This window comes from Shewanella sp. Isolate8, from assembly GCF_022398495.1.
Taxonomy (GTDB): domain Bacteria; phylum Pseudomonadota; class Gammaproteobacteria; order Enterobacterales; family Shewanellaceae; genus Shewanella; species Shewanella aquimarina.
Map to the genome: position 1 here is coordinate 108,946 of NZ_JAKEVI010000004.1, position 22,160 is coordinate 131,105.

At 54.0% G+C, this 22,160-nt stretch carries 20 protein-coding genes; 6 read left to right on the plus strand and 14 right to left on the minus strand.

Annotation, left to right across the window (positions count from 1 at the left end; all coding sequences use genetic code 11):
- Window positions 1-277: 277 nt before the first annotated feature.
- From L1D43_RS16810 to L1D43_RS16835, 6 genes are all read right to left on the minus strand, one after another.
- On the minus strand, window positions 278-3,421 hold the full coding sequence (locus tag L1D43_RS16810) for an efflux RND transporter permease subunit (RefSeq protein WP_239853408.1): 3,144 nt from the start codon (window positions 3,419-3,421) through the stop codon (window positions 278-280).
- Between the two features lie 8 nt (window positions 3,422-3,429).
- A complete protein-coding gene (locus tag L1D43_RS16815; RefSeq protein ID WP_239853410.1) occupies window positions 3,430-5,097 on the minus strand; it encodes an efflux RND transporter periplasmic adaptor subunit in 1,668 nt (555 codons plus the stop codon).
- Between the two features lie 83 nt (window positions 5,098-5,180).
- Window positions 5,181-5,720, minus strand: coding sequence for a heavy metal-binding domain-containing protein (locus L1D43_RS19910; RefSeq protein WP_275659196.1), 540 nt, complete (start codon window positions 5,718-5,720; stop codon window positions 5,181-5,183).
- Between the two features lie 269 nt (window positions 5,721-5,989).
- Entirely contained in the window at window positions 5,990-6,397 is a 408-nt protein-coding gene (locus L1D43_RS16825; RefSeq protein ID WP_041508908.1) for a hypothetical protein, read from the minus strand.
- 105 nt (window positions 6,398-6,502) lie between these two features.
- Window positions 6,503-6,955, minus strand: coding sequence for a DUF2057 family protein (locus L1D43_RS16830; protein ID WP_239853412.1), 453 nt, complete (start codon window positions 6,953-6,955; stop codon window positions 6,503-6,505).
- Window positions 6,956-7,083: 128 nt separating this feature from the next.
- Window positions 7,084-7,518, minus strand: coding sequence for a hypothetical protein (locus L1D43_RS16835; protein ID WP_239853413.1), 435 nt, complete (start codon window positions 7,516-7,518; stop codon window positions 7,084-7,086).
- A gap of 394 nt (window positions 7,519-7,912) precedes the next feature.
- On the opposite strand from L1D43_RS16835, the gene L1D43_RS16840 reads away from it, so the two are divergent.
- Window positions 7,913-8,476: a NapC/NirT family cytochrome c gene (locus L1D43_RS16840; RefSeq protein ID WP_041508907.1), complete on the plus strand. Its 564-nt coding sequence runs from the start codon at window positions 7,913-7,915 to the stop codon at window positions 8,474-8,476.
- 133 nt (window positions 8,477-8,609) lie between these two features.
- Here the strand turns inward: L1D43_RS16840 and L1D43_RS16845 are convergent, their stop codons facing one another.
- Genes L1D43_RS16845 through L1D43_RS16865 form a run of 5 tightly spaced genes read right to left on the minus strand, consistent with a single transcriptional unit; the run spans window position 8,610 to window position 12,048 of the window.
- Window positions 8,610-9,086, minus strand: coding sequence for a thioesterase domain-containing protein (locus L1D43_RS16845; RefSeq protein WP_239853415.1), 477 nt, complete (start codon window positions 9,084-9,086; stop codon window positions 8,610-8,612).
- 5 nt (window positions 9,087-9,091) lie between these two features.
- Window positions 9,092-9,529: a D-aminoacyl-tRNA deacylase gene (gene dtd / locus L1D43_RS16850; protein ID WP_239853420.1), complete on the minus strand. Its 438-nt coding sequence runs from the start codon at window positions 9,527-9,529 to the stop codon at window positions 9,092-9,094.
- Window positions 9,530-9,588: 59 nt separating this feature from the next.
- Complete coding sequence (locus L1D43_RS16855; protein ID WP_239853422.1) at window positions 9,589-10,137, minus strand: hypothetical protein; 549 nt, start codon at window positions 10,135-10,137, stop codon at window positions 9,589-9,591.
- A 40-nt stretch (window positions 10,138-10,177) separates the two neighbouring features.
- Window positions 10,178-11,134: an alpha/beta fold hydrolase gene (locus tag L1D43_RS16860; protein WP_239853423.1), complete on the minus strand. Its 957-nt coding sequence runs from the start codon at window positions 11,132-11,134 to the stop codon at window positions 10,178-10,180.
- Window positions 11,131-12,048 (minus strand): virulence factor BrkB family protein, encoded by a 918-nt coding sequence (locus L1D43_RS16865; RefSeq protein ID WP_041508982.1) that lies wholly within the window; start codon window positions 12,046-12,048, stop codon window positions 11,131-11,133. Before L1D43_RS16865 ends, L1D43_RS16860 begins: the two co-directional genes overlap by 4 nt.
- 95 nt (window positions 12,049-12,143) lie before the next feature.
- Here L1D43_RS16865 and L1D43_RS16870 point away from each other — a divergent pair, with 95 nt between their 5' ends.
- From L1D43_RS16870 to L1D43_RS16880, 3 genes are all read left to right on the plus strand, one after another.
- A complete protein-coding gene (locus L1D43_RS16870) occupies window positions 12,144-12,365 on the plus strand; it encodes a hypothetical protein (protein ID WP_011867341.1) in 222 nt (73 codons plus the stop codon).
- Window positions 12,366-12,389: 24 nt separating this feature from the next.
- A complete protein-coding gene (locus L1D43_RS16875) occupies window positions 12,390-13,040 on the plus strand; it encodes a DUF2959 domain-containing protein (RefSeq protein ID WP_239853424.1) in 651 nt (216 codons plus the stop codon).
- Window positions 13,041-13,313: 273 nt separating this feature from the next.
- Window positions 13,314-14,528 (plus strand): 4Fe-4S binding protein, encoded by a 1,215-nt coding sequence (locus L1D43_RS16880; RefSeq protein ID WP_239853426.1) that lies wholly within the window; start codon window positions 13,314-13,316, stop codon window positions 14,526-14,528.
- 485 nt (window positions 14,529-15,013) lie between these two features.
- On the opposite strand, the gene L1D43_RS16885 is transcribed toward L1D43_RS16880, so the two are convergent.
- Entirely contained in the window at window positions 15,014-15,232 is a 219-nt protein-coding gene (locus L1D43_RS16885; protein ID WP_239853427.1) for a hypothetical protein, read from the minus strand.
- Window positions 15,233-15,906: 674 nt separating this feature from the next.
- The gene (typA, locus tag L1D43_RS16890) at window positions 15,907-17,730 is read right to left on the minus strand and encodes a translational GTPase TypA (RefSeq protein ID WP_239853437.1); all 1,824 of its coding nucleotides are present in this window, start codon (window positions 17,728-17,730) and stop codon (window positions 15,907-15,909) included.
- A gap of 368 nt (window positions 17,731-18,098) precedes the next feature.
- Between typA and glnA the strand changes: the two genes are divergently transcribed.
- Together glnA and L1D43_RS16900 are read left to right on the plus strand one after the other, a co-directional pair.
- Entirely contained in the window at window positions 18,099-19,508 is a 1,410-nt protein-coding gene (gene glnA, locus L1D43_RS16895) for a glutamate--ammonia ligase (RefSeq protein WP_239853439.1), read from the plus strand.
- A gap of 614 nt (window positions 19,509-20,122) precedes the next feature.
- Window positions 20,123-20,947 carry a M14 family metallocarboxypeptidase gene (locus L1D43_RS16900; RefSeq protein ID WP_239853442.1) on the plus strand — a complete coding sequence of 275 codons (825 nt, stop codon included), beginning with the start codon at window positions 20,123-20,125 and terminating at the stop codon, window positions 20,945-20,947.
- A 98-nt stretch (window positions 20,948-21,045) separates the two neighbouring features.
- On the opposite strand, the gene L1D43_RS16905 is transcribed toward L1D43_RS16900, so the two are convergent.
- Window positions 21,046-22,158 carry an aminotransferase class V-fold PLP-dependent enzyme gene (locus L1D43_RS16905; RefSeq protein ID WP_239853444.1) on the minus strand — a complete coding sequence of 371 codons (1,113 nt, stop codon included), beginning with the start codon at window positions 22,156-22,158 and terminating at the stop codon, window positions 21,046-21,048.
- Between the last annotated feature and the right edge of the window lie 2 nt (window positions 22,159-22,160).

Consider the following 22,160-nt stretch of genomic DNA (forward strand, 5'->3'; position numbering starts at 1 on the left):
TTGGCAATGTTGTTAACCACTAATCAGGGATGTAAACCATGCTTAAAAAATGGATGCCTATCATGGCAACGACACTCGTTATCGGCCTCAGCGGTTGTGCGTCAACCCAAGAATCTGAGACAGAAACTACCGCCGATAACGGCAGTAACAAGGCTAGCCAGCAATGCAAACGAGTTCGCTCGACAGGCTCTAATATAGGCCGCTGTCAGAAATAACCGTATTAAGATAGAAAAAAAGCACTGCGATTGCAGTGCTTTTTTGTATCCGCTAAAAACACCTAGCCTTCGGCCGAATGCTTCAGGCGACGACCATAGATGAGCAGATAGAGGGCCGGCAGCACAAACAGCGACAGCAGCGGCGCGGTGATCATACCGCCCACCATAGGCGCGGCGATCTTCTGCATCACATCGTTACCCGAGCCCGCCCCCCACATGATGGGCAATAGGCCGAAGAAGATGGTTGCTACCGTCATCGCCTTGGGACGAATGCGCATCACGGCGCCCTCAATGAGGGCCTCCTTGAGATCCGCCACAAACTCGTAGCCGCCAGTCTCTTGCCTATGCTTGATGGCATTGTTGAGATAGACCAGCATCACTACCCCAAATTCGGCTGCTACCCCGGCTAGCGCGATCATCCCTACCGCCACGGCCACCGACATGTTGAAGTCCAGCGCGAACAGCAACCAGGTGCTGCCTACCAAGGCGAAAGGCAGGCTCAGCATGATGATAGAGGCCTGCAGTGGCGAGCCAAAGGTCATCATCAGCAGGATGAAGATCACCCCAAGGGCCATAGGGATCACCTTCTTCAGCTTGGCATCGACCCGCTGCATGTACTCATACTGGCCGGCGAAGCTATAGCTGTATCTCGGTGGCACCCTGAGCTCTTGATCCAGCGCCGATTTGGCCTCCTCGATATACTCACCTATAGAGGTATCTTGAATGTCCACAAACACCCAGGAGATCAGGCGACCGTTCTCACTCTTGAGCATAGGCGCCCCGTCGGTGATCTCGATATCGGCCAGGTTACGCAGCGGCAGATAGTGGCCCGACTTAGTGATCACCGGCAGCTCCCTGAGCTTCTCTATGTTGTCCCTCAGCGCCCGCGGATAACGCAGATTGATCGGGTAACGCTCGGCGCCCTGAACCGACTCGCCTATGTCCATGCCGCCGATGGCGTAACGCACCACATCCTGAATATCCGTCAGTGTCATGCCATAGCGCGAGGCCACATCCAGCTTAGGCGTGATGTCCACATAACGACCCCCGCCCACACGTTCGGCGTAGGCCGACTTGGTATTGGGAAGCTGACTGAGGATCGCCTCGATGTCGGCCCCTACTTTCTGCAGCTCATTGACATCGGCGCCGGTGATCTTGATCCCCACAGGGGTCTTGATGCCGGTCGAGAGCATGTCGATCCGTGTCTTGATCGGCTGCACCCAGGCGTTGGTGAGACCAGGCACCTTAACTGTCTTCTGCAGCTGGTCGATCACATCCTGCAGCTCGACGCCCTCACGCCACTCCTCCCTGGGCTTAAGCATTATGGTGGTTTCCAGCATGGTGAGCGGCGCGGGGTCGGTCGCCGTCTCTGCGCGTCCCACCTTGCCAAACACCCGCTTCACCTCGGGCACCGTCTTGATCAACCTATCGGTCTGTTGCAGCACCTCGGCCGCCTTACTGGCACTGATGCCAGGCAGCGCCGTCGGCATATAGAGAAGATCCCCCTCCTCCAGCTCAGGCATGAACTCGCTGCCCATGTTAGTCACCGGATACCAGGCGCTGCCCAGTGCGACAACCGCCAGCAGCAGGGTGATCTTGGGGAAACGTAGCACCAGCTTGAGCGACGGCTTGTAGAGGGCGATCAACACCCGGCTGATGGGGTTGCTGGTCTCCTTGGGGATCTTGCCGCGAATAAAGTAGCCCATCAGGATGGGCACTAAGGTGATCGACAGAATCGCCGCCGCGGCCATGGCAAAGGTCTTGGTGTAGGCCAGCGGGCTAAACAGGCGTCCCTCCTGGGCCTCGAGGGCAAACACGGGCACGAAGCTGAGGGTAATGATCAACAGCGAGAAAAACAGCGCCGGGCCCACCTCGATGGAGGCCTTGGCGACGATATGCCAATGCTCCTTGTTGTCCGGATCTCTGCGGTACTCATCCTTGAAGTGCTCCAGATGCTTATGCATGTTCTCGATCATCACGATAGCGCCATCGACCACGGCGCCGATGGCGATAGCGATACCGCCCAGACTCATGATGTTGGCGTTAACCCCCATCTTATTCATCACGATGAAGGCGATCAGAATCGACAGTGGCAGGGTGATCACCGCAACCAGGGTCGAGCGGGCATGAAGCAGGAACAGCAGACACACCAAGCCCACCACCAGCATCTCTTCGATCACCTTGTGGAACAGATTTTCTACCGACTTGTTGATCAGCTCAGATCTGTCGTAGGTGGGGATGATCTCCACCCCTTGAGGCAGACCCGCCTTGAGCTGTTCAAGCTTGGCCTTGACCGCGTCTATGGTCGCCAGGGCGTTTTCGCCGTAGCGCATCACTATGATGCCGCCTACCACCTCGCCTTCACCGTCGAGCTCGGCAATGCCGCGTCGAGAGGCTGGGCCCTTACGCACTGTCGCCACATCCTTGAGTAGCAGCGCCGTGCCTGATGGGCTGGTGACCCCCAGAGGGATCTCCCTGAAATCATCCAGGGTTTGACGATACCCCTTGGCGCGCACCATATACTCGGCCTCGGCCATCTCGATCACTGAGCCGCCCGCCTCGGTATTGGACTTGTTGATGGCGTTCTTCACCGCGGCAATGTCCAGCTTGTAGATGGCCAGCTTGTCGGGTTCGATCACTATCTGGTAGGTCTGCTCCATGCCGCCGACGGTCGCCACCTCGGACACCCCGGCCACACTCTGCAGCTCGAGCTTGAGATACCAGTCCTGCAGGCTCTTGAGCTGGGAGAGATCCAGGTTACCCGAGCGATCCACCAGGGCATACTCATAGATCCAGCCCACACCCGAGGCATCTGGCCCCAGTGAGGGTTGCAAGCCCTGGGGTAGTCGGCTGCTGACCTGACTCAGGTATTCCAACACTCGTGAGCGTGCCCAGTAGATATCTGTGCCATCTTCGAAGATCACATAGACGTATGAATCGCCGAAGAAAGAGTAGCCCCGCACCGTCTTGGCGCCGGGCACCGCCAGCATGGCGGTAGAAAGCGGGTAGGTCACCTGCTCTTCAACCAACTTGGGCGCCTGGCCTGGGTAAGGCGTCTTGATGATCACCTGTACGTCCGACAGATCCGGCAGCGCATCCAGGGGGGTCTTTCTCAGCTCCTGCACGCCCCAGACGGTGATCATCAAGGCGATGATCAGCACCATCAAGCGCTGGGCGATGGAGGCCTCGATAATTTTCTTTAACATAGCGCCCCCTAGTGCTGATGACCGCTGCTAAGACGCATCAGGCTGCCCTTCAGGCTCGCCTCTGAATCGAGCAGGAACTGACCCGAGGTCACCACCTGTTCGCCCTCCTCGATACCGCTTAAGATCTCCGCCTTGCCCTGCGACATCATGCCGACGGTGACCTTGCGGGCCAGGAAGCTGCCATCACCCTGCTTGACGATGACGCGGTTCTCTTTACCCGTCTGGATCAGGGCTTCCTGAGGGATCACCAGCACATCCTCGTTCGGACCGCCGTAGATCTCTATCTTGGCAAGGGTATTGGGACGCAGGGCCACCTCGTTATTGGCCAGCACAATACGTACCCTAAGGCTGCGGGTCACGGGATCCAGCTCGGGATAGATGTAGTCAATCTTGCCCTCTATGCCCTTAAGGTCCATGGCTGGCACAGAAACCTCTGTGGGTTGGCCTATGGCAAGCCAGCTCTGCTCATTCTCGAACACATCGGCAATCACCCACACCTTGGAGAGATCCACCACAGACATCACCTCTGTGGCGGGTTGAATATACATGCCATCACGCACGGTCAACGCCTTGACGATACCGTCTGTCTTGGCGTAGAAAGGCACCCGGTACTGGGTCTGTTTGGTCTTGGCGAGCTGTTTAATCTGCGCCTGATTCATCCCCAGTAACTCCAGGCGTAGCCCCGCCTTACGTACTAGGTCTTGATAATTGCGGCTCTCCTTGGAGCTCTGCAGGCTGCTAAGCGCCAACAGATAGTCATCCTGGGCGTTGATCAGATCCGGCGAGTAGATCTCATACAGCAGCTGCCCCTTGGTGATCTTGTCGCCCACTGAATCTATGGCCAGCTTCTCTATCCAGCCGTTGACCCTGGCGTGCACATGGTTGATCTGGCTCTCGTCGTAACCAATCTGACCCACTGTCTGGACAAACTTCCATAGGGTATCTTTCTCCGCCTTGGCGACCTTAAGCGCCAGGGCCTGCTGCATGCTGCCAGAGACATCTATCTCAATCTGTTGCGCATCGGCCGACATCTCCACCTTCTCCAAATTCATGCCACAGATAGGACAGGTACCAGGCACATCGCTAACGATATGGGCATGCATGGGGCAGACATATTTGATCGACGGCTCACCGGTAAGGGGAGCAGGCTTGGCCTGGGCCAAGGGATCGTGTTGGCTATGATCCATCTCGGGCTCAACCTTAGTACTGGTCGACTCCTCTTCCTCCTCGGCCACCAGGAACATGTTGCACTTGGGGCAGCGGCTTCCCGGCTCGTGGCTGGTCTCCTCGGGGTGCATGGGGCAGACATAGGTCTTCTGCTCATGCCCGGCCGTCAAACTCTTCTCATTCGTCTCGGTTTCCTGCTCTACCAGGAACATGTTGCACTTAGGGCAACGGCTTCCCGGCTCGTGGCTGGTCTCCTCGGGGTGCATGGGGCAGACATAGGTCTTCTGCTCATGCCCGGCCGTCAAACTCTTCTCATTCGTCTCGGTTTCCTGCTCTACCAGGAACATGTTGCACTTAGGGCAACGACTACCGGGCTCGTGGCTGGTCTCCTCGGGATGCATGGGGCAGACATAGGTCTTCTCTCCCGCCGCATGTTGATGCGCCTCGTGTCCGTGGGCCGTGTTGGCCTCTAGCGCCTGGGTATGGCCCAGCTGCGGAGTCGCCACCATAAAAAGACTCAAAAGATAAGCGAGCTTTTGGCCTCTGTTTTTCGAATTTACCTGATTCATAATGCCTCATCTCCACTCATAAACTAGTGATGCTTGTGGCCGCTATCGGCGCTCGCCACAGGCTCAAGGAACATGCCGCACTTAGGACATGAATCCCCTTTCGCCCCCTTCACTTCTGGATGCATAGGGCAGTGATAGCCTTGCTTAGCCATATCGTGTTGATGCTTATGTTTAGGGCAGTTGTCGCATGACTTACCGGCCTTGGCCGTCTTGGCCTTTTCCAGGTTCATGCCACACTTAGGGCAGGTGTCGCCCTTGGCGCCTTTCACCTCTGGGTGCATAGGACACTCGTAACCGCCAGCCTTGTCGGCTTTAGCATGTTGATGGTGAGGACACTTGTCGCAGTCCTTACCATGGTGTTTGGCCGTGGCATGGTGCGCCGCTGGCTCAAGGTTCATGCCGCACTTAGGACAGGTATCGTCCTTGGCGCCTTTCACTTCAGGATGCATGGGGCAGTCATAACCTTGTTCGGCCGCCGCAGCATGATGCTGCTCGGCGAAGGCCATTGGGGCCGTACTCACAAAGATAAACGCAGTTAAAATCAGACTGATCAGGGTTTTCATCTATGGACTCCATCAAAGGATGACCGCATAACACGCGTAACGCTTACGCGACTTAAGCCTAAAACAGTTAAATTAAGCTAATTAATATGCGGCTAATATAATTCATTTTTCGTTAAACATCAGTGAAGTAAATATTGAGGCGCACCCGGCGAATGGAGAGTCTCCAAGACTGCGGGGTTAAATACGCCAATACACCTAGTAAAACGTTGATAAACAATAGGTATATCGATTTAGACTCGGACGGCCCGTCTACCAGGCGCCACAGAGGATCAGGCGATCGGCGGTCGGAAGGCTGAGCCTAAAGAGATAGAGTGGAAATGAGGCATTTGAGTGGCCAGGATAGACTCGGAACCGGCTACGCCAGGCCAGGGCGTAACGGTAAACAGCGTGCCTGTCACAGAGATCACCATGCAGTGATTACAATCTCCCTTACAAAATCCTTTGCCTTCACAGCAATGCTGAGCAGCGGGAAGCACATTTTGCTCATCATCGCAGCAGTGAGATTGCATCTTTGCACCGTCATCATGACAGTTATCGCCATTATTCATCTGCATCATAGGCATTTCATCCGCCTGCGCGTAGGGGATCATCGCCATGCCATTAGCCAACAACACCTGGCCCAGCAAAGCGAGCAGTGTGAAGATGACTAACGTGTGATGCCTAAGCGTTTGACGCATGATGTAACCCTATAATGAGATGATCCAAGTCTATCACGATATCAAGATGAGGCCTTGATAAAACTCACATTTCCAATATATCAAGGTCATCTAAATCGAGCGGCATTACTTCGCCAGCCAGATCTTTTCCATCAACTCCTGATGGTTCATCAGGGTAAGCTCCTGCTGCCGACCATTTTGCGACACCAGGCGCGCCTTAGGCGCATCAATGAAGGCCTGGGCGTCCTGCTGACTCAGTATCTCGGGCAACACCAGGCGATAGGCATCATCAGCTTTGACATCTAAGGTTAAATAGAGCGGCTGCGAGGTCACCCAGACACCGGAATCATCGGCGTTGTCGGCAAAGATGTCGCGATAGACCAGCTCGACCAGCTGCTTACCCGAATCTAAGGTTAAGACACTCTGCTGATGACCTAGCTTAACGTCTCCACCTTGCACCTGTATCTCGTCGGGCAGAGTGAGGCTGGCGGCGCTAGCGGCGTTAACCATGGCTAGGGCAAAGAAAGCACTCAGTGTGGTGGTAAAGAGTGTGCTGGCAAAGATTTGACGTGTTTTCATAATCGACTCCCATCAGGCATAGGCCTGACAAATTGGCAAATTGTTGGCCACGCCATATGAGGTTAGCGGCGCGGCAGATTCGTGTTCGAGCTTTGTATGTGCGTGTTACGCGGGTTGAAGACGAACCATTAACCAATGGGAGGGGGTGATAGGGGGGTGAGATCGGCGGTCTGTAGCGACCAACCAGTGGTCACAATCAGACCAGACATAGGCTGAATGGCCAATGATGGCACACTGGCGCTCAGGTTACCTAGGGTCGAGGCGCAGTGGGTCATGCAATCGCCTGGGCCCATGGCGGCGCACAGAGCCTCGCAATCCACCAGTGAGTTGTCGCCGGACATCTTGCATGCCTGCCCCTGATGAGACATCTGCATGCCGGTCTTTACGGCTTGGGTGACCTTTGTCATCTCCTGGTTCATGACCTGACTCATATTCTGAGCCATCGCCATATGATCGCCCTGCATCATAGACATGAGTGCACTGGGCATGGCCATGGCTGGTGTCAGAATAAACTGACCCAGTAGGGCGATGATCAATACAAACTTGCCGAAGATACGTGTCATATAAGCGAGAAAAACGTCATTAATTGAACTGGAATTACCATGATAGACAGACGCCTTTAAAAAAGGTTCACCACACATTAAATTATTTTTCCATTTCGCGAACAATCGTCATATTAGCAATAGATAATAACCCCATAAAATCCAACAAAATCATTACTAAATAATAAAAGTTGCGACGAACTTGTCATGTCATGGTCTTTACTATAACTTTAGTAAATGCGCATATATTATGAGCAATTTCACAAAATCTTGCTTATGTAAGATAGAGTTAGAGCTAGCTCTCATTTTACGGTTTTAAAGCCAGATCAAGCGGCGTCTTCTGGTTATACTCTCAGCTACAGAGATGCATTAAATATAATAGATATAATAAACATATTATTTTGGAGATAGAGTGATGAACTGGCGTGCACTATTTAAACCTAGCGCGAAATACTCAATATTTGCCCTACTCGTGGTGGGTATTGTAGTCGGTGTTGTGGGCTACTTTGCAACACAACAAACTTTACATGCAACCAGTACAGATGAATTCTGTATGTCTTGCCACAGCAACCACTCTCTGAAAGATGAGGTGATGGCGTCGGCTCACGGCGGCGGACGTGCGGGCGTAACCGTTCAGTGTCAAGACTGTCACTTGCCACACGGCCCAGTTGACTACCTGATCAAGAAGATCATCGTATCTAAAGATCTATACGGCTTCCTCACTATCGACGGCTTCAACACTCAAGAGTGGTTGGATGAAAACCGTAAAGAGCAGGCTGACCTGGCACTTAAATACTTCCGCGCTAACGACAGCGCTAACTGCCAGCACTGTCACACTCGCATCTACGAGAACCAGCCTGAAACCATGAAGAAGATGGCGAAGAGAATGCACGCCAACAACTTCAAGAAAGATGCTGACAAGCGTAAGACTTGTGTAGACTGTCACAAAGGCGTAGCTCACCCTTATCCTAAGGGATAATTCGCCAGCCTGACGGCAATCTAAAATTGCAATCTTGATCGAAAAACGCCTGATGATTGTCATCAGGCGTTTTTGTTTTTGCGACCTAAACTGTGCGCCGTGATTGGCGACGCTGATAGACGCTAAGACAAGCTTATTTAGGCAGGCTCACATAGGTGCCCTGGAACTGGGCGCAGCACTGCTCGCCGCAGTAGAGGCTCACCTCTAGCTTCACCTTGGCCCGCTTACCTTGGCCTAACAGGCTCAGATCCCCATCCAGCTCATTGGCCTTGGGCCAGGCCACCCGCGCCTGGGGCGACTCTCCCACGGGGGCTAGATAACGAATATCCGCCTTGCCTAGGACGATATCCCCTTCGACGCCGGCAAGTCGCTGCTGCAACCAAACCATGCCCCAGCCGGTCAGTGTCATCAGGGTATAGATGCTGCCAGCAAACATGGTGTGATGCAGGTTGATGTTAGGCGCCAGCGGCGCACTCACCGTCAGGGTCTGCCCTTCATAAGTTTTTGGGGCTATCTGCATGAAGGCGCTGACGGGGATCGTCTCATGCCATGTGCGCTGCAGCTCGCCGAGTAGTTCCTGTATCTGCTCTGGTTCTTCTGCCTTAGACATAGTGATCACACCTGCAGATTAAAGGTGACCGGGCCGTCGTTGATCAGGCTCACCTGCATGTCGGCGGCAAACTCGCCGGTCTGCACGGGCACGCCCTGGGCGGCGCAGTAATCGACAAACGCCTCATAGAGCTGCTTGGCCTGCTCTGGGGTTCCGGCGCCGGAGAAACTCGGGCGCAGGCCGCGGCCGGTATCCGCCACCAGGGTAAACTGAGAAACCACCAACAGACTCCCGCCCACCTGCTTGAGATTCAGGTTCATCTTGCCCTGCTCATCGCTAAACACGCGATAGCTCATCACCTTGGTGGCGAGTTTCTCCATCTTGGCCTGGTCGTCTTCACGTTCGACCCCCAGCAAGACCAGGAGGCCCTTATCTATGGCGCCTATGGTCTGGCCATCTACATCGACCTTGGCCTGCTTCACTCTCTGTATTAAGGCAATCACTACCGCTCGACTCCTATTGCTTAACGCTTATCACGGCTACGCCCGTAGCCCTTATGCTTCTAGTTGGCTGACATCACGGGAATGGGTTTAATCAACTGCTCGGCGCTGTTGGGCAGGGCCTGCCCCACCCTGATTAGGGCATCATCTGTCCAGATAAGAAAACGACGCAGCTCCTCTAGCTCCAGGGTGCCAACGAAGGTCGCCGCCCCCTGCACCTGGATCACCTTGCCCTCCTCCCTCAGGGTAAACTTGGCAAAGTTCAGCTTATCGTTCAGGGTGCCGATCAGCGCCACCAGCTCCTGGGAGCCCACCAGCTTAGGGCTCACCGCGTAGAAACGGCTCGCCAAGATACGGTCTATTCCCTCTGGATTCAGGCTTGGCTGCAGCACAAATTGATGATTTCCCAGCTGCACCCCCACCTTATTCGGCCCCACTTTCTTAGCCAGATAATTCTTGTTGATCAGCGACACCAGCAGGGCATCTGTAGCCAGCTCATCGCTCATGCCGCTGAAATAGACCCGCTCAGGCACCGGCTGAGGCGTGCGCTCGGTCGCCAACACATTAGTGCATACCACAAGCGCCAAAACGGCGATCAGTCTCTTCTTCATGTTATCTGCTTCCTTTAGGCTATACCGCTTTACTTGTCTATTACTTGTCTTCTTTACCGGCGGCCAGATAGCGCCCCATCTGGGTCACCGCCTCGGCAACCGCCAGGCACATCTTACTGTCGGCGAGGGTATGATAGCCCCCCTTCACCAGGCGTGACCTCAATAGGCTAGGACCGTGTTCCACCAGAAACTCATCCACCAGACGCTGCGGGCAGACCCAGTCCAGCTCCCCCTGCAGTATGATGGTTGGGCAGGTGAGATCCCCACCTACCTTCTTCATCAGCTGATAGCCGCCAAAATATTGATTGCGGGCATAATGCAGCTCCACTCTCGCCAAGGCTCCGCCCTGCTCGGCCAGGGCCTCGCTTAACTCGAAGCCGGGGACGGCCAGGGCCAGCTCCCAACGGAGCCAACGCCATACACTGCTACGGCGAACCTCGGCATCCTGATGGCTAAATCCGGTCTCGAAATGATCAAACAACTGCTCGAGAGACTCCCCATGCCCGGCGGCAAACTGGCGATACTCACCGGAGAAGATCTGCGCCGCACCGCCCCGGCCATAGAGCCATTGCATCCCCTCATATGAAGGAATAAACATGCCCCAATAGATCTGTGACAGCACCCGCTCAGGATAGACGCAGCTGTAGAGATACCCCAGGGTCGCGCCAAAGGAGCCGCCGAGCAGACACCAGGCCTCGACACCCGCCCAATGACGCACGCGCTCGATATCTTTGACCAGACTGGGAAAGTCATTATTGGCCAGCTCGCCACAGGGCTTGGAACGACCCGCGGCGCGCTGATCCAGCAGGTAGATATGAAAGCCGCGGTCGATAAACAGCCTCAATTCGAGAGGATTACAGCCGGCACCTGGCCCACCATGCAGATAGAGCACGGGAATGCCCTGGGGATCACCATATTGCGCCAGAAACAGCTGGTGCCCCTCGCCGACATCTATCCAATCCTGACGGATCAGCGGATGCGACTTAGCCGGACTCACCGCTTGGACTCGTCGAAATGCTCATCAGGCTCATCGTCGGCTAGCTCCTTGTTCACCAGATCCATCAGACGCTTATCCAGATATTCAGGCATGGCCGCGGTGATCTCGGCACCGATCAGGACGATGATCCAGGAGAGATACACCCAGACGAAGAGGATGGGGATGGTCGCCAGGGCACCATAGATGGCCTCATAGGCAGGAAATTCGGTGAGGTACAGGGCGAAGCCCTTCTTGCCCAGCTCAAACAGCAACGCCGCAACGATGGCGCCGAGCAGGGCGTGGAAAAACTTCACCTTGGTATTGGGCACCACCATGTAGATCAGCAGGAAGGTGGCAACCGAGAAGAACATGGGCAGACGCTCTACCAGGAGCGGCACCACACCACTGAGATCCGTGCCGCTAAACAGCTTGAGCGACACCACATAAGAGGTGGCTACCAGGCTGGCCCCCATCAACACGGGCCCTAAGGTCAGCACCATCCAGTACATGGAGAAGGAGACCACCATGGAGCGCTTCTCCGTGGTGCGCCAGATGCCATTGAGGGACTTGTCTATGTTGGAGATCAGCAGAATAGCCACCACCACCAAGGCGCCGATACCCACAGCCGTGCCCTTAGAGGCGTTGGCGACAAACTCGTTGATATACATCTGCACGCTATCCCCGGCAGAGGGGATGAAGTTGTCGTAGATGAAGGTCTCGATATGGCTGCGGATCCCCTTAAACACAGGGAAGGCCGACAGCATAGACATGGTCACCGCCACCATGGGCACCAGAGAGAGCAAGGTAACGTAAGCCAGGTGACCCGCCCGCATATTTATCTGGTCTTCCGCGACACGCTGCTTTAGATGTATCATGAACTGCCAGATACCCAGCATGATCGAACGAAGCAGGCTCACATCTATTCTATTTATCACGTTATTCTCTTGATTCAAGTGGGGTTAACTGCGTATCTTGGTACAGTAAGATTACAAGTTTAAAGACACTAGATACAAGTGTAAGGAATAAATTGATGTCCCAACAAGGTTCGGCTGGCAACGTGATTGCCGCCATCGCAAGCTTCTTCTTCCCAGGCCTGGGCCAATTAGTACAAGGACGCATCCTGGCGGCACTCCTGTTTTGTGTCGTGACCATAGTGGGCTATGCCCTGTGGTGGTTGATCGTCCCTGCCATCATAGGCGGTATCGCTCACCTGTGGAGCATCATAGACGCCGCTAAATTCAAGGCCGACTAACCGTCTAACAAGGAAATCGTCAGGATGAAAAAACTCATCACCGCAGCGGCCCTGGGCGCCGTCGTCATGCTCAGCGGCTGTCAGAGCGCCTACTACGGTGCCATGGAGAAGGTGGGCTACCATAAGCGCGACATCATGGTGGATCGCGTTAACGCCGCCAAAGAGTCTCAGGAAGAAGCCCAAGAGCAGTTCAGCTCGGCACTGGAAGAGATGCAGGCCCTGCTGAACCACGACGGTGGCGATCTGCAGAGCGCCTACGAGAAGGCCAGAGACGAATATGAATCTTCTCAGGAGGCCGCCGACGAGGTGAGCAGCCGTATCGACAAGGTGGAAGATGTCGCCGAGGCGCTATTTGACGAGTGGCAGGCGGAAATTAGCGAGATCAGCAAGGCCAGCCTACGCCGCAACAGCGAAACCAAGCTGCGCGAGACCCGTCGCTCCTACGAGCAGTTGGTACGCACCATGCGCCGCGCCGAAAGCAAGATGCCGCCTATACTGACGGCCATGAAAGACAACATGCTCTACCTCAAGCACAACCTCAACGCCCAGGCCATAGGCGCCATCAAGGGCGAGTTTGCCAGCCTGCAAACCGATATCTCAAGCCTGATCAAAGAAATGAACAAGTCGATTGCCGAGTCCAATCGCTTCATCCAATCGATGGAAGGCAACCAGTAACACTCTGCCTAAAGGCGCCCGGGATTTCCTGGGCGCTTTCGCTTCAGACCATTATTAATAATCTAGAAAAACCTGCTTTGTGCTCGATCGTTTTTGCTGCGCTATTTCCGAGCATTTACTTACTGTGATTGATATAACAACCGGATATAGATCTCCTTCCCCATGCCGAATCGGCTCGATTTCGCGAGTCAGCGCACAAAACCACAGACCGCCATGAACTAACCACGCCGGCAGCGCCTCTTACTAATACATTCAGTGACTTGGCAAGCCAGTATGAGCCTTATCGAATCCCTTACCCTCGCCTTAGCCTTACTCTATAGTGTCAGCCTGCTCTACTGGAGCGGCAAACGCTGGGGCGCCGTCGTCAGTGGCGCAGCCTTAATGGGCGCCGCGCTGGTGACCCTCTATTGGCCACTGTTTATCGCCCTGCTGTTGGCTGGCGGACTATTGGCCCTGGGCCACAGGGTCAAACCCGAGCTGCTCAAGGGAGATGTACGCGCCAACACGCTCAGAGAATGGGTGCAGCACCTACTGGCACTCTCCATGCTGTTGGTAGGCCTTCAGTATGGGGCCAATGCCATCATGCTAAAGCTAGGCATTACGCCCTACCTGATGCGCCCCGACGTGGGCGACGCCTTCCTGCCTATCGCCGGGGCCATAGAGCTGAAGGCGATCATCACACTGGATATCTGGGATCAAAACCACCCGGCCGCCGCCGTGATGCTGACCGTGGTGATCCTCACCGGATTGCTGTGCAAACGCGCCTTCTGCGGCTGGGCCTGCCCACTGGGGCTCGCCGGGGAGTACCTGTATAAGCTGAGAAAGCGTTTCATCAAGCGTGAACTGCTGCCGCCCGCCTGGCTCGATTGGCCGCTGCGTATGCTGAAATACCTGCTGCTGGCGGGCCTACTCTATATCGTGCTCGGCATGCCGTCTGCCAGTATTCCTCATTATCTCGAGGGCAACTATCATAAGATCGCCGATCTCAAGATGGCGCTCTTCTTCATTACCCCAGGGCTTATCACCCTGGCCTGCTTCGCCGTCATATTAATGCTCGCCGCCTGGCGTCGTCAGGGCTTTTGCCGTTACATCTGCCCCTACGGTGCCCTGCTCGGCCTCACCAGCTTCCTGAGTCCGTTTAAGATCCGCCGCAGCACCCATCACTGCCTCATCGAAACCAAGGGGATGAACTGCGACAAGTGCACTCGCGCCTGCCCGGCCAACATCAAGGTACATGAGCAAGGCACGGTACGCTCCGACGAGTGCCAGGCCTGCATGCGCTGCGTCTCCGCCTGTCCTAAGCAGGAGGCGCTGCACTTCAGCACTCGTAACGGCATCAAGCTCTCCGCCCGCGGCCTCACCATCATGCTGTTACTGCTGCTGTTTATGATCCCGCTTATCGCCTATGTCGGGGGATTCTGGGTCAGCCAGACGCCAACCGAGATTAGGATGTATTTGATACAGCATTTGGGGGCAATTGGGCATTAGGGCCTTTGGGTAAGGGGTACCCTTTTGGCTGAGGGCCCATGATAATTTTGCCCTCAGGAACATCGTTATCTAGGCGAGAATTGAAGGTCGCACCTTCATTGCAACCTATAGCCTGCGGTGGGGTTTAGGTATTTGGTGTTAATTGAGTCAGTTTGAAGCTCGCACCTTCATCGCTACCCATTGCCTGCCGCAGGCTTTATGTGCAAACACTTCTGCGACACGCCGCAAGCACCTCCCTGTGGGCTCTACGCCAGCATCCATGTTGGCGAAGGCCGCAGCCGTGTTTACACCAGTATCTAACGTCTCTTCGATTTGGCTTCGTTTGTAAGGCTGAGAGGCTTAACTTTTTGGATCATTTTGAATTTATGATATATGTTTGAAGACCTTACCTTCGCTGTAACCTCACACCTGCGATGTGCCCATGTGCAAACTTCTCTTAGCAAAAGTGCATGGCACATGACTTCATCAGTTTGTTATCAGACATGTCAGTCGTCGTTTTGCATTACTGGGGCAATAATTAAATAGAGCATAAAGCTGGCCCAACTAACAAAAAATGTGGCAAATAACCAAATGGCTTTTTCTTTCCTTCCTACTCTTTTTGACTTGCCAATTACAACCAAGGGCACAAGCCAAAATATCAATACTAAAAGTAGGGGAAACCAGCTAATAAAAAAGTTTACATATATTGAATTATCTTCCTGCATTTATGATTCTTCCATGTCTTAAGATACTTATTAGCGTAAAAGCCGAATATAAAAATCTTTAAGCCCTAATGCACTCGACAATGAAAACAATAAGACTCTGAATTGTATAACAATTTAAGTGCTGTTTTTCAATACAAAAGTTACCACAACCAAGACAAGAGAGAGTTGGCTTATTACTGAGAAGAGGCGAGATCTCCAACGCCTTCTAATACAAGCAAAACTAGCACCTGGAAGGCATCAATTAACGCTAAATCGAAGAGACGATTGAACTCGGTGTAAACACATTTGTGACCTTCCGAGGCATGGATGCCGAGGCAGAGCTCACAAGGATGTGCTCGTAGCGTGTCACAAATGTGTTTGCACTTGGGCCTGCCGCAGGCAATAGATTGACCACCAAGCCTTGGTGTTAAATAACTCAGCCAAACAACTGCATGAGCCAGAAGCTCAATAGCTAAAATCCAACTCATCCCTCGCCGGGCAGGCGATAGGTTAACCATGCAGCCATGGTGTCAAATAACTCAGCTATACACCCATATCATCTACGCCCCCTAAGGTATCCAACTTGGCGCCACGGCTGAATATCTGGCCAGCTTACGCCAGATACAAAAAACCCCGGCCATCTGCATGGTCGGGGCTTTGGGCTAATCGACTGCACCTAAAAGGTGCGGGTCAGATTAGGCGTCTTTCGAGGCGCGGCTGGCACGCTTACGATCGTTCTCGGTCAGGTGACGCTTACGCACGCGGATGCTCAGCGGAGTCACTTCTACCAATTCGTCGTCATCGATGAACTCAAGCGCCTGCTCAAGGGTCATCTGGATGTGCGGCGTCAGTACCTGAGCTTCGTCGGTACCAGAGGCACGCATGTTGGTCAGCTGCTTACCCTTCAGACAGTTAACTGTCAGGTCGTTGGCACGAGAGTGGATACCCACTACCTGGCCTTCGTAAACCTCGGCGGCGTGACCGATCATCAGACGACCACGATCTTGCAGACCGAACAGGGCGAAGGTCAGTGCCTTACCGGTAGCGTTAGAGATCAACACACCGTTCTGACGCTGACCGATATCGCCACCCTTCACTGGACCATAATGGTCGAATGAGTGGTAGATAAGACCTGTACCTGAGGTGGCTGTCATGAACTCGGTTTGGAAACCGATCAGGCCACGGCTAGGAATGATGAAGTCGATACGCACACGGCCTTTACCGTCTGGCTGCATGTCGCGCATGTCGGCCTTACGGGTACCTAGCTTCTCGATCACCGCACCTTGGTGCTCTTCTTCAACGTCTACGGTTAGGGTCTCGTATGGCTCGCACTTCTCGCCATCGATCTCTTTAACAATAACTTCAGGACGTGATACGGCCAGCTCGTAGCCTTCACGACGCATGTTTTCGATAAGGATAGACAGGTGAAGTTCACCACGGCCAGATACACGGAAACGGTCTGGGCTGTCAGTCTCTTCGACGCGCAGTGCCACGTTGTGTACCAGTTCCTGTTGCAGACGCTCAAGAATGTTACGTGAAGTCACGTACTTACCTTCTTTACCAGCGAATGGCGAGGTGTTTACCTGGAAGGTCATGGTCAGTGTTGGCTCGTCAACAGACAGAGGTGGCAAGGCTTCGGCGCTGCCCACGGCACATACAGTGTCAGAGATCTTCAGCTCGCCAAGACCGGTAATAGCGACGATGTCGCCGGCATTAGCTTCAGCCACTTCGTGACGGTCCAGACCCATGTAGCCAAGTACCTGGCCGATCTTACCGTTACGTGTGGTGCCATCGGCGCCCACTACGGTAACCTGCTGGTTCACCTTAACGCTACCGCGCTTGATACGGCCAACGCCGATAACGCCCACGTATGAGTTGTAGTCCAGCTGAGAGATCTGCATCTGGAAGGCACCTTCGGCATCGGCGTCAGGTGAAGACACTTTCTCGACGATGGTCTCGAACAGTGGCGTCATGTCTGTGCCAGTCTCTTCAGGATCCAGAGTCGCGAAACCGTTCAGTGCAGAGGCATAAACGATTGGGAAGTCTAGTTGCTCGTCGGTAGCACCCAGGTTGTCGAACAGATCGAATACTTGATCGATAACCCAATCAGGGCGCGCACCCGGACGGTCGATCTTGTTGATCACTACGATAGGCTTAAGGCCTTGAGCGAAGGCTTTCTTAGTCACGAAACGTGTCTGTGGCATTGGACCATCGACCGCATCAACTAGCAGTAGCACACAGTCAACCATAGAAAGTACACGTTCAACCTCGCCACCGAAGTCGGCGTGGCCAGGGGTATCAACAATGTTGATACGGTAATCGTTCCACTTGATGGCAGTATTCTTCGCCAGAATCGTGATTCCACGTTCCTTTTCAAGATCGTTGGAATCCATCACCCGCTCAGCGGCCTCTCCTCGAGTCTCAAGGGTTCCAGACTGTGCCAGCAACTTATCAACCAGGGTCGTCTTACCATGGTCAACGTGTGCAATAATGGCGATGTTACGTAAATTCTCTAACACGGATAAACCTCTTACCATCGAAAAAATAGGGTATTGATAACAGCCCTAATAATAGCTGTTGCAATAAAAAACGTGCCATTCTACTCTAGCGAGGGGCTCTCGCACAGGATTATTTTTTAGTCAGCTATGAATAGTCATGTTTATATTGGTGCGCACCATCTTGGTGAGCGCACCATTAAGAGGCAATCAATGCACCTTTATGGTGCAATATCGAGATTCCCGCCACCCGCCTGCTTTATCGTTACCATAAAAATCAATACCTTAAACTTTTGGCATGAGTCTCGCTTTACTCATGCCAGAACCGCGTTGGTCGCAACGCTGAATGATATAAGAAGGGCATCCCCTCTACTCTACTCGGAGACTTTAGAATGTCAGTTGAATCAGTTTTACAACAACTAGAAGAACTTGAAGTTAAGTTTGTTGATTTGCGTTTTACCGATACTAAAGGTAAAGAGCAGCACGTATCTATTCCTACTCATCAGGTTGATGCCGATTTCTTTGAAGACGGTAAAATGTTCGACGGTTCATCTATTGCTGGTTGGAAGGGCATTAACGAGTCAGACATGGTACTGATGCCAGACCCAACGACCTTCGTACTTGACCCGTTCACCGAAGAAACCACCGCCCTGATCCGCTGTGACATTCTTGAGCCAGGCACTATGACTGGTTACGACCGCGACCCACGCTCTATCGCTAAGAAAGCCGAAGAGTACCTGATCTCTACCGGCATCGCCGATACCGTACTCATTGGCCCTGAGCCAGAGTTCTTCCTGTTTGACGACGTTAAGTTCGGCACCGACATGTCAGGCTGTTTCGTTAAGCTAGACGCTAAAGAAGCGGCTTGGAACTCAGGCACTCACTACGAAGACGGCAACACAGGTCACCGTCCATTCGTAAAAGGTGGTTACTTCCCAGTAGCACCGGTTGACTCATCACAAGATCTTCGTAGCGCCATGTGTCTGGTACTGGAAGAGATGGGTCAGGTAGTTGAGGCTCACCACCACGAGGTGGCGACTGCCGGTCAGAACGAGATCGCGACTCGCTTCAACAAGCTGACTGAAAAAGCCGACGAAATCCAAATCCTTAAGTATGTGGTTCACAACATGGCCCACGCTTACGGTAAGACGGCGACCTTCATGCCTAAGCCAATCGTTGGCGACAACGGTAGCGGCATGCACGTTCACCAATCACTGGCTAAAGACGGTGTTAACCTCTTCTCTGGTGACAAGTATGCGGGTCTGAGTGAAACTGCACTTTACTACATCGGCGGTATCATCAAGCACGCTCGCGCGCTGAACGCCTTCACTAACCCAAGCACCAACTCATACAAGCGTCTTGTGCCTCACTTCGAAGCACCAGTAATGCTGGCCTACTCGGCACGTAACCGCTCTGCGTCTATCCGTATCCCTGTAGTGCCAAGCCCTAAGGCTCGTCGTATCGAGACTCGCTTCCCAGATCCAACGGCTAACCCATACCTGGCGTTCGCTGCACTACTGATGGCTGGTCTTGACGGTATCCAGAACAAGATCCACCCAGGCGAAGCCATGGACAAAGATCTATACGATCTGCCAGCGGAAGAAGCGGCTGAGATCCCACAGGTTGCGACTTCGCTGGAAAATGCGCTGGAGAACCTGGATGCAGACCGTGAGTTCCTGACTAAGGGCGGCGTATTCTCTGATGACTTCATCGATTCTTATATCGCCCTGAAGACAGCAGAAGCTGAAACCGTTTCTCGCACTACTCACCCAGCTGAGTTCGAGCTTTACTACAGCCTGTAATCCTTGCCTGTAAGTTCAGCTCACAGCTTGAAGAAGCCGCCGCTTAGGCGGCTTTTTTATGTCTGTGACTGACAGTCCTGCCCCCAGAATGCTCCGGCAAAGACTTCATCGATGCTTGCCATGTATCGCACCAAAGACGGCAGAAGCAGAGAAAGTTGCACGCACCACTCACCCAGCTGAGTTCGAGCTTTACTAAAACCTGTAACTCTTGCCTGTCATCCTTGCCTGTAAGTCCGCTTATAGCTTGAAGAAGCCGCCGCTTAGGCGGCTTTTTTATGTCTGTGACTGACAGTCCTGCCCCCAGAATGCTCCGGCAAAGACTTCATCGATGCTTGCCATGTATCGCACCAAAGACAGCAGAAGCAGAGAAAGTATCTCGCACTACTCACCCAGCTGAGTTCGAGCTTTACTAAAACCTGTAACTCTTGCCTGTCATCCTTGCCTGTAAATTCAGCTCACAGCTTGAAGAAGCCGCCGTTTAAGGCGGCTTTTTATGTCCTTTAACCAACGGAAAAACTTGGCCTAACCGCCTGACGACGGGCATAAAATTGATTTAACTTTATGGCCAAACTGCTATCATGATCACGCCGAATCACTTACCTTAGAATCCCATTATGTCTAGCCGCGATCCCTTCCAGTCTTACACCTGGCACAGCGATATTTTTAGCTGTCAGAGCAATGATATCAGCAGCTTCTATGCCCGCCTGGCCGAGCAGGCGAGTCGCCTTGGGCTACAGGCGCGCAAGCTGGGCGATGCCGGGCCACATCCGCTGGAACTGTATCAATCACCGGCGCAGAAGGCTGATCAGCCCTCTATTCTGATCAGTGCAGGTTTCCATGGCGAGGAGGCTGCCGGCCCCTGGGGACTGCTCTACTTCCTCAACGAACTGGAGCCTGAGCTATTTAGCCAGATCAACCTCAGCCTGCTGCCTCTGGTAAATCCTACCGGTTTCAAGCGCGGCCACAGGTTCAACAAGCTGGGACAGAACCCTAATCGCGGCTTCGTGTTAGAGAACGGCCGCGGCGTCAGCAATCAAGACACCTCGAGCGAAGGTGAGATCCTACTGACCCACTCTCAGCTGTTGGCCGCCGCCAGTAAAGATGGCATCCTCACCTGCCACGAAGATGTGCTGCTGACAGACACCTACATCTACTCCTTCGAGGCCAACCAGCACCCCGGCCAATTCAGCCGTGAGCTGCGCGACGCCTTGGGGCACTATTTCCCTATCGCCCAGGATGGCTTGATCGACGACTGCCCGGTCAAAGATGGCATCATCTTCAACCACTTCGACCTCTCCTTCGAGGCCTTCCTGGTACGGCTGGGCGCCAGCGTCGGCGTGTGTAGCGAGACGCCTGGCCAACAAGGTTTCGACCAGCGTATCCTGGCCAACGCCGCCATCATCAAACGCTTCGTCGAGTTGAGTCTGGCGAGGCGCTAGAAACATGAGAGAAGAATTAGGCTAAGCGCTAAGATCTGACGCCCATAGAAAAGCCAGGCACTAGGCCTGGCTTCTTGTAAGCGATCATGGGCTTTCCACTAACGACAGAAGGGGGCTAAGGCCTCCAATAGCCGCTGCATGTCCTGCTCACCATTGTAAATATGCGGCGAGATACGCATCCCCTGCTTACGCACATCCAGGCTGATATCGGCCTGAGTCAACTCCTCGACCACCTGTTGCTGCGCCGCGCCAAAATTCAAGATGGCGGTGCCGCTGCAACGAGCAGAATCTGAGGGCGACACCAGGGCCTCGCCGGCCTGACGCCAGATGCGCTGCAGCTGCATCAGATTGTGCTGGCGCACCTTGTCGCTACCCAGCTCGGCGAAATAGCCTATGCTGTGGGCCGCGATGGCATAAGGCGCCACCGAAGGGGTGCCGCCCCAAAACTTCAGCGCCGAGTCGTGATAGCGAAAGTGATGAATATCGAACTCGAAAGGGTTCTCATGGCTAAACCAGCCCACATCCTGGGGTGAGCAATGCGCCAGCTGCTCGGCATTGACCCAGAGATAGGCCGCTCCCGGCCCGCCGCAGAGCCACTTAACGCTGGACCCCAACATGAAGTCTGGCTTTAGCACACTAAGATCCAGAGGTAATACCCCGGCGGCCTGGGCCACATCCACCACAGATAAGGCCCCTAGCTGACGCACCTTAGGCACCAGATAATCCAGCGGCGCCTGCTGCCCGGTATTAGAATAGGCATGGCTGATAAACACCAGATCGATATCGTCGGTCAGATAGGCCTGCCACACCTCGGGCAGACTCACATCCAGATTGGCCGGAATGAAACGTATCTGCGCCTCGGGCAGCGCCTGTTGCAGGGCAAAGCCCATGCTGGGAAAGTCGTTCTCGCTCATCAGGATCACGGCGCCAGGACGTCTCAACCTAGGCAGGGACTGCACCAGCTTAGTCAAGCCGCTAGAGAGGTTAACCTGAGGACAAAACAGCCTGGCCTCACTGTTAAACAGCCTGGCCAACTGGGCACGAAAATCCTCTACCACAGACAACCAATCCCCCCAAGGCTCGCGCCCCGAACCCTGCCAGGGCAGGAAGAATCGCTCATCGAACGCCTGACGCAGGCTCTTAAGTGGCCTGCCCACCGAGTGATTTAACAGGTAGACCGACTTGGGCATCTCAAAATCATTCTGATACATGC

Excerpts from the sequence above, each read along its gene's own strand:
- L1D43_RS16815 (WP_239853410.1), bottom strand. The coding sequence starts at position 5,097 with ATGGTGGCGACTCCGCAGCTGGGCCATACCCAGGCGCTAGAGGCCAAC.
- L1D43_RS19910 (WP_275659196.1), bottom strand. The coding sequence starts at position 5,720 with ATGAAAACCCTGATCAGTCTGATTTTAACTGCGTTTATCTTTGTGAGT.
- L1D43_RS16900 (WP_239853442.1), top strand. The coding sequence starts at position 20,123 with ATGTCTAGCCGCGATCCCTTCCAGTCTTACACCTGGCACAGCGATATT.
- L1D43_RS16825 (WP_041508908.1), bottom strand. The coding sequence starts at position 6,397 with ATGCGTCAAACGCTTAGGCATCACACGTTAGTCATCTTCACACTGCTC.
- L1D43_RS16840 (WP_041508907.1), top strand. The coding sequence starts at position 7,913 with ATGAACTGGCGTGCACTATTTAAACCTAGCGCGAAATACTCAATATTT.
- L1D43_RS16830 (WP_239853412.1), bottom strand. The coding sequence starts at position 6,955 with ATGAAAACACGTCAAATCTTTGCCAGCACACTCTTTACCACCACACTG.
- L1D43_RS16875 (WP_239853424.1), top strand. The coding sequence starts at position 12,390 with ATGAAAAAACTCATCACCGCAGCGGCCCTGGGCGCCGTCGTCATGCTC.
- L1D43_RS16885 (WP_239853427.1), bottom strand. The coding sequence starts at position 15,232 with ATGCAGGAAGATAATTCAATATATGTAAACTTTTTTATTAGCTGGTTT.
- L1D43_RS16905 (WP_239853444.1), bottom strand. The coding sequence starts at position 22,158 with ATGTATCAGAATGATTTTGAGATGCCCAAGTCGGTCTACCTGTTAAAT.
- L1D43_RS16835 (WP_239853413.1), bottom strand. The coding sequence starts at position 7,518 with ATGACACGTATCTTCGGCAAGTTTGTATTGATCATCGCCCTACTGGGT.
- glnA (WP_239853439.1), top strand. The coding sequence starts at position 18,099 with ATGTCAGTTGAATCAGTTTTACAACAACTAGAAGAACTTGAAGTTAAG.
- L1D43_RS16855 (WP_239853422.1), bottom strand. The coding sequence starts at position 10,137 with ATGAAGAAGAGACTGATCGCCGTTTTGGCGCTTGTGGTATGCACTAAT.
- L1D43_RS16845 (WP_239853415.1), bottom strand. The coding sequence starts at position 9,086 with ATGTCTAAGGCAGAAGAACCAGAGCAGATACAGGAACTACTCGGCGAG.
- L1D43_RS16810 (WP_239853408.1), bottom strand. The coding sequence starts at position 3,421 with ATGTTAAAGAAAATTATCGAGGCCTCCATCGCCCAGCGCTTGATGGTG.
- L1D43_RS16880 (WP_239853426.1), top strand. The coding sequence starts at position 13,314 with ATGAGCCTTATCGAATCCCTTACCCTCGCCTTAGCCTTACTCTATAGT.
- L1D43_RS16870 (WP_011867341.1), top strand. The coding sequence starts at position 12,144 with ATGTCCCAACAAGGTTCGGCTGGCAACGTGATTGCCGCCATCGCAAGC.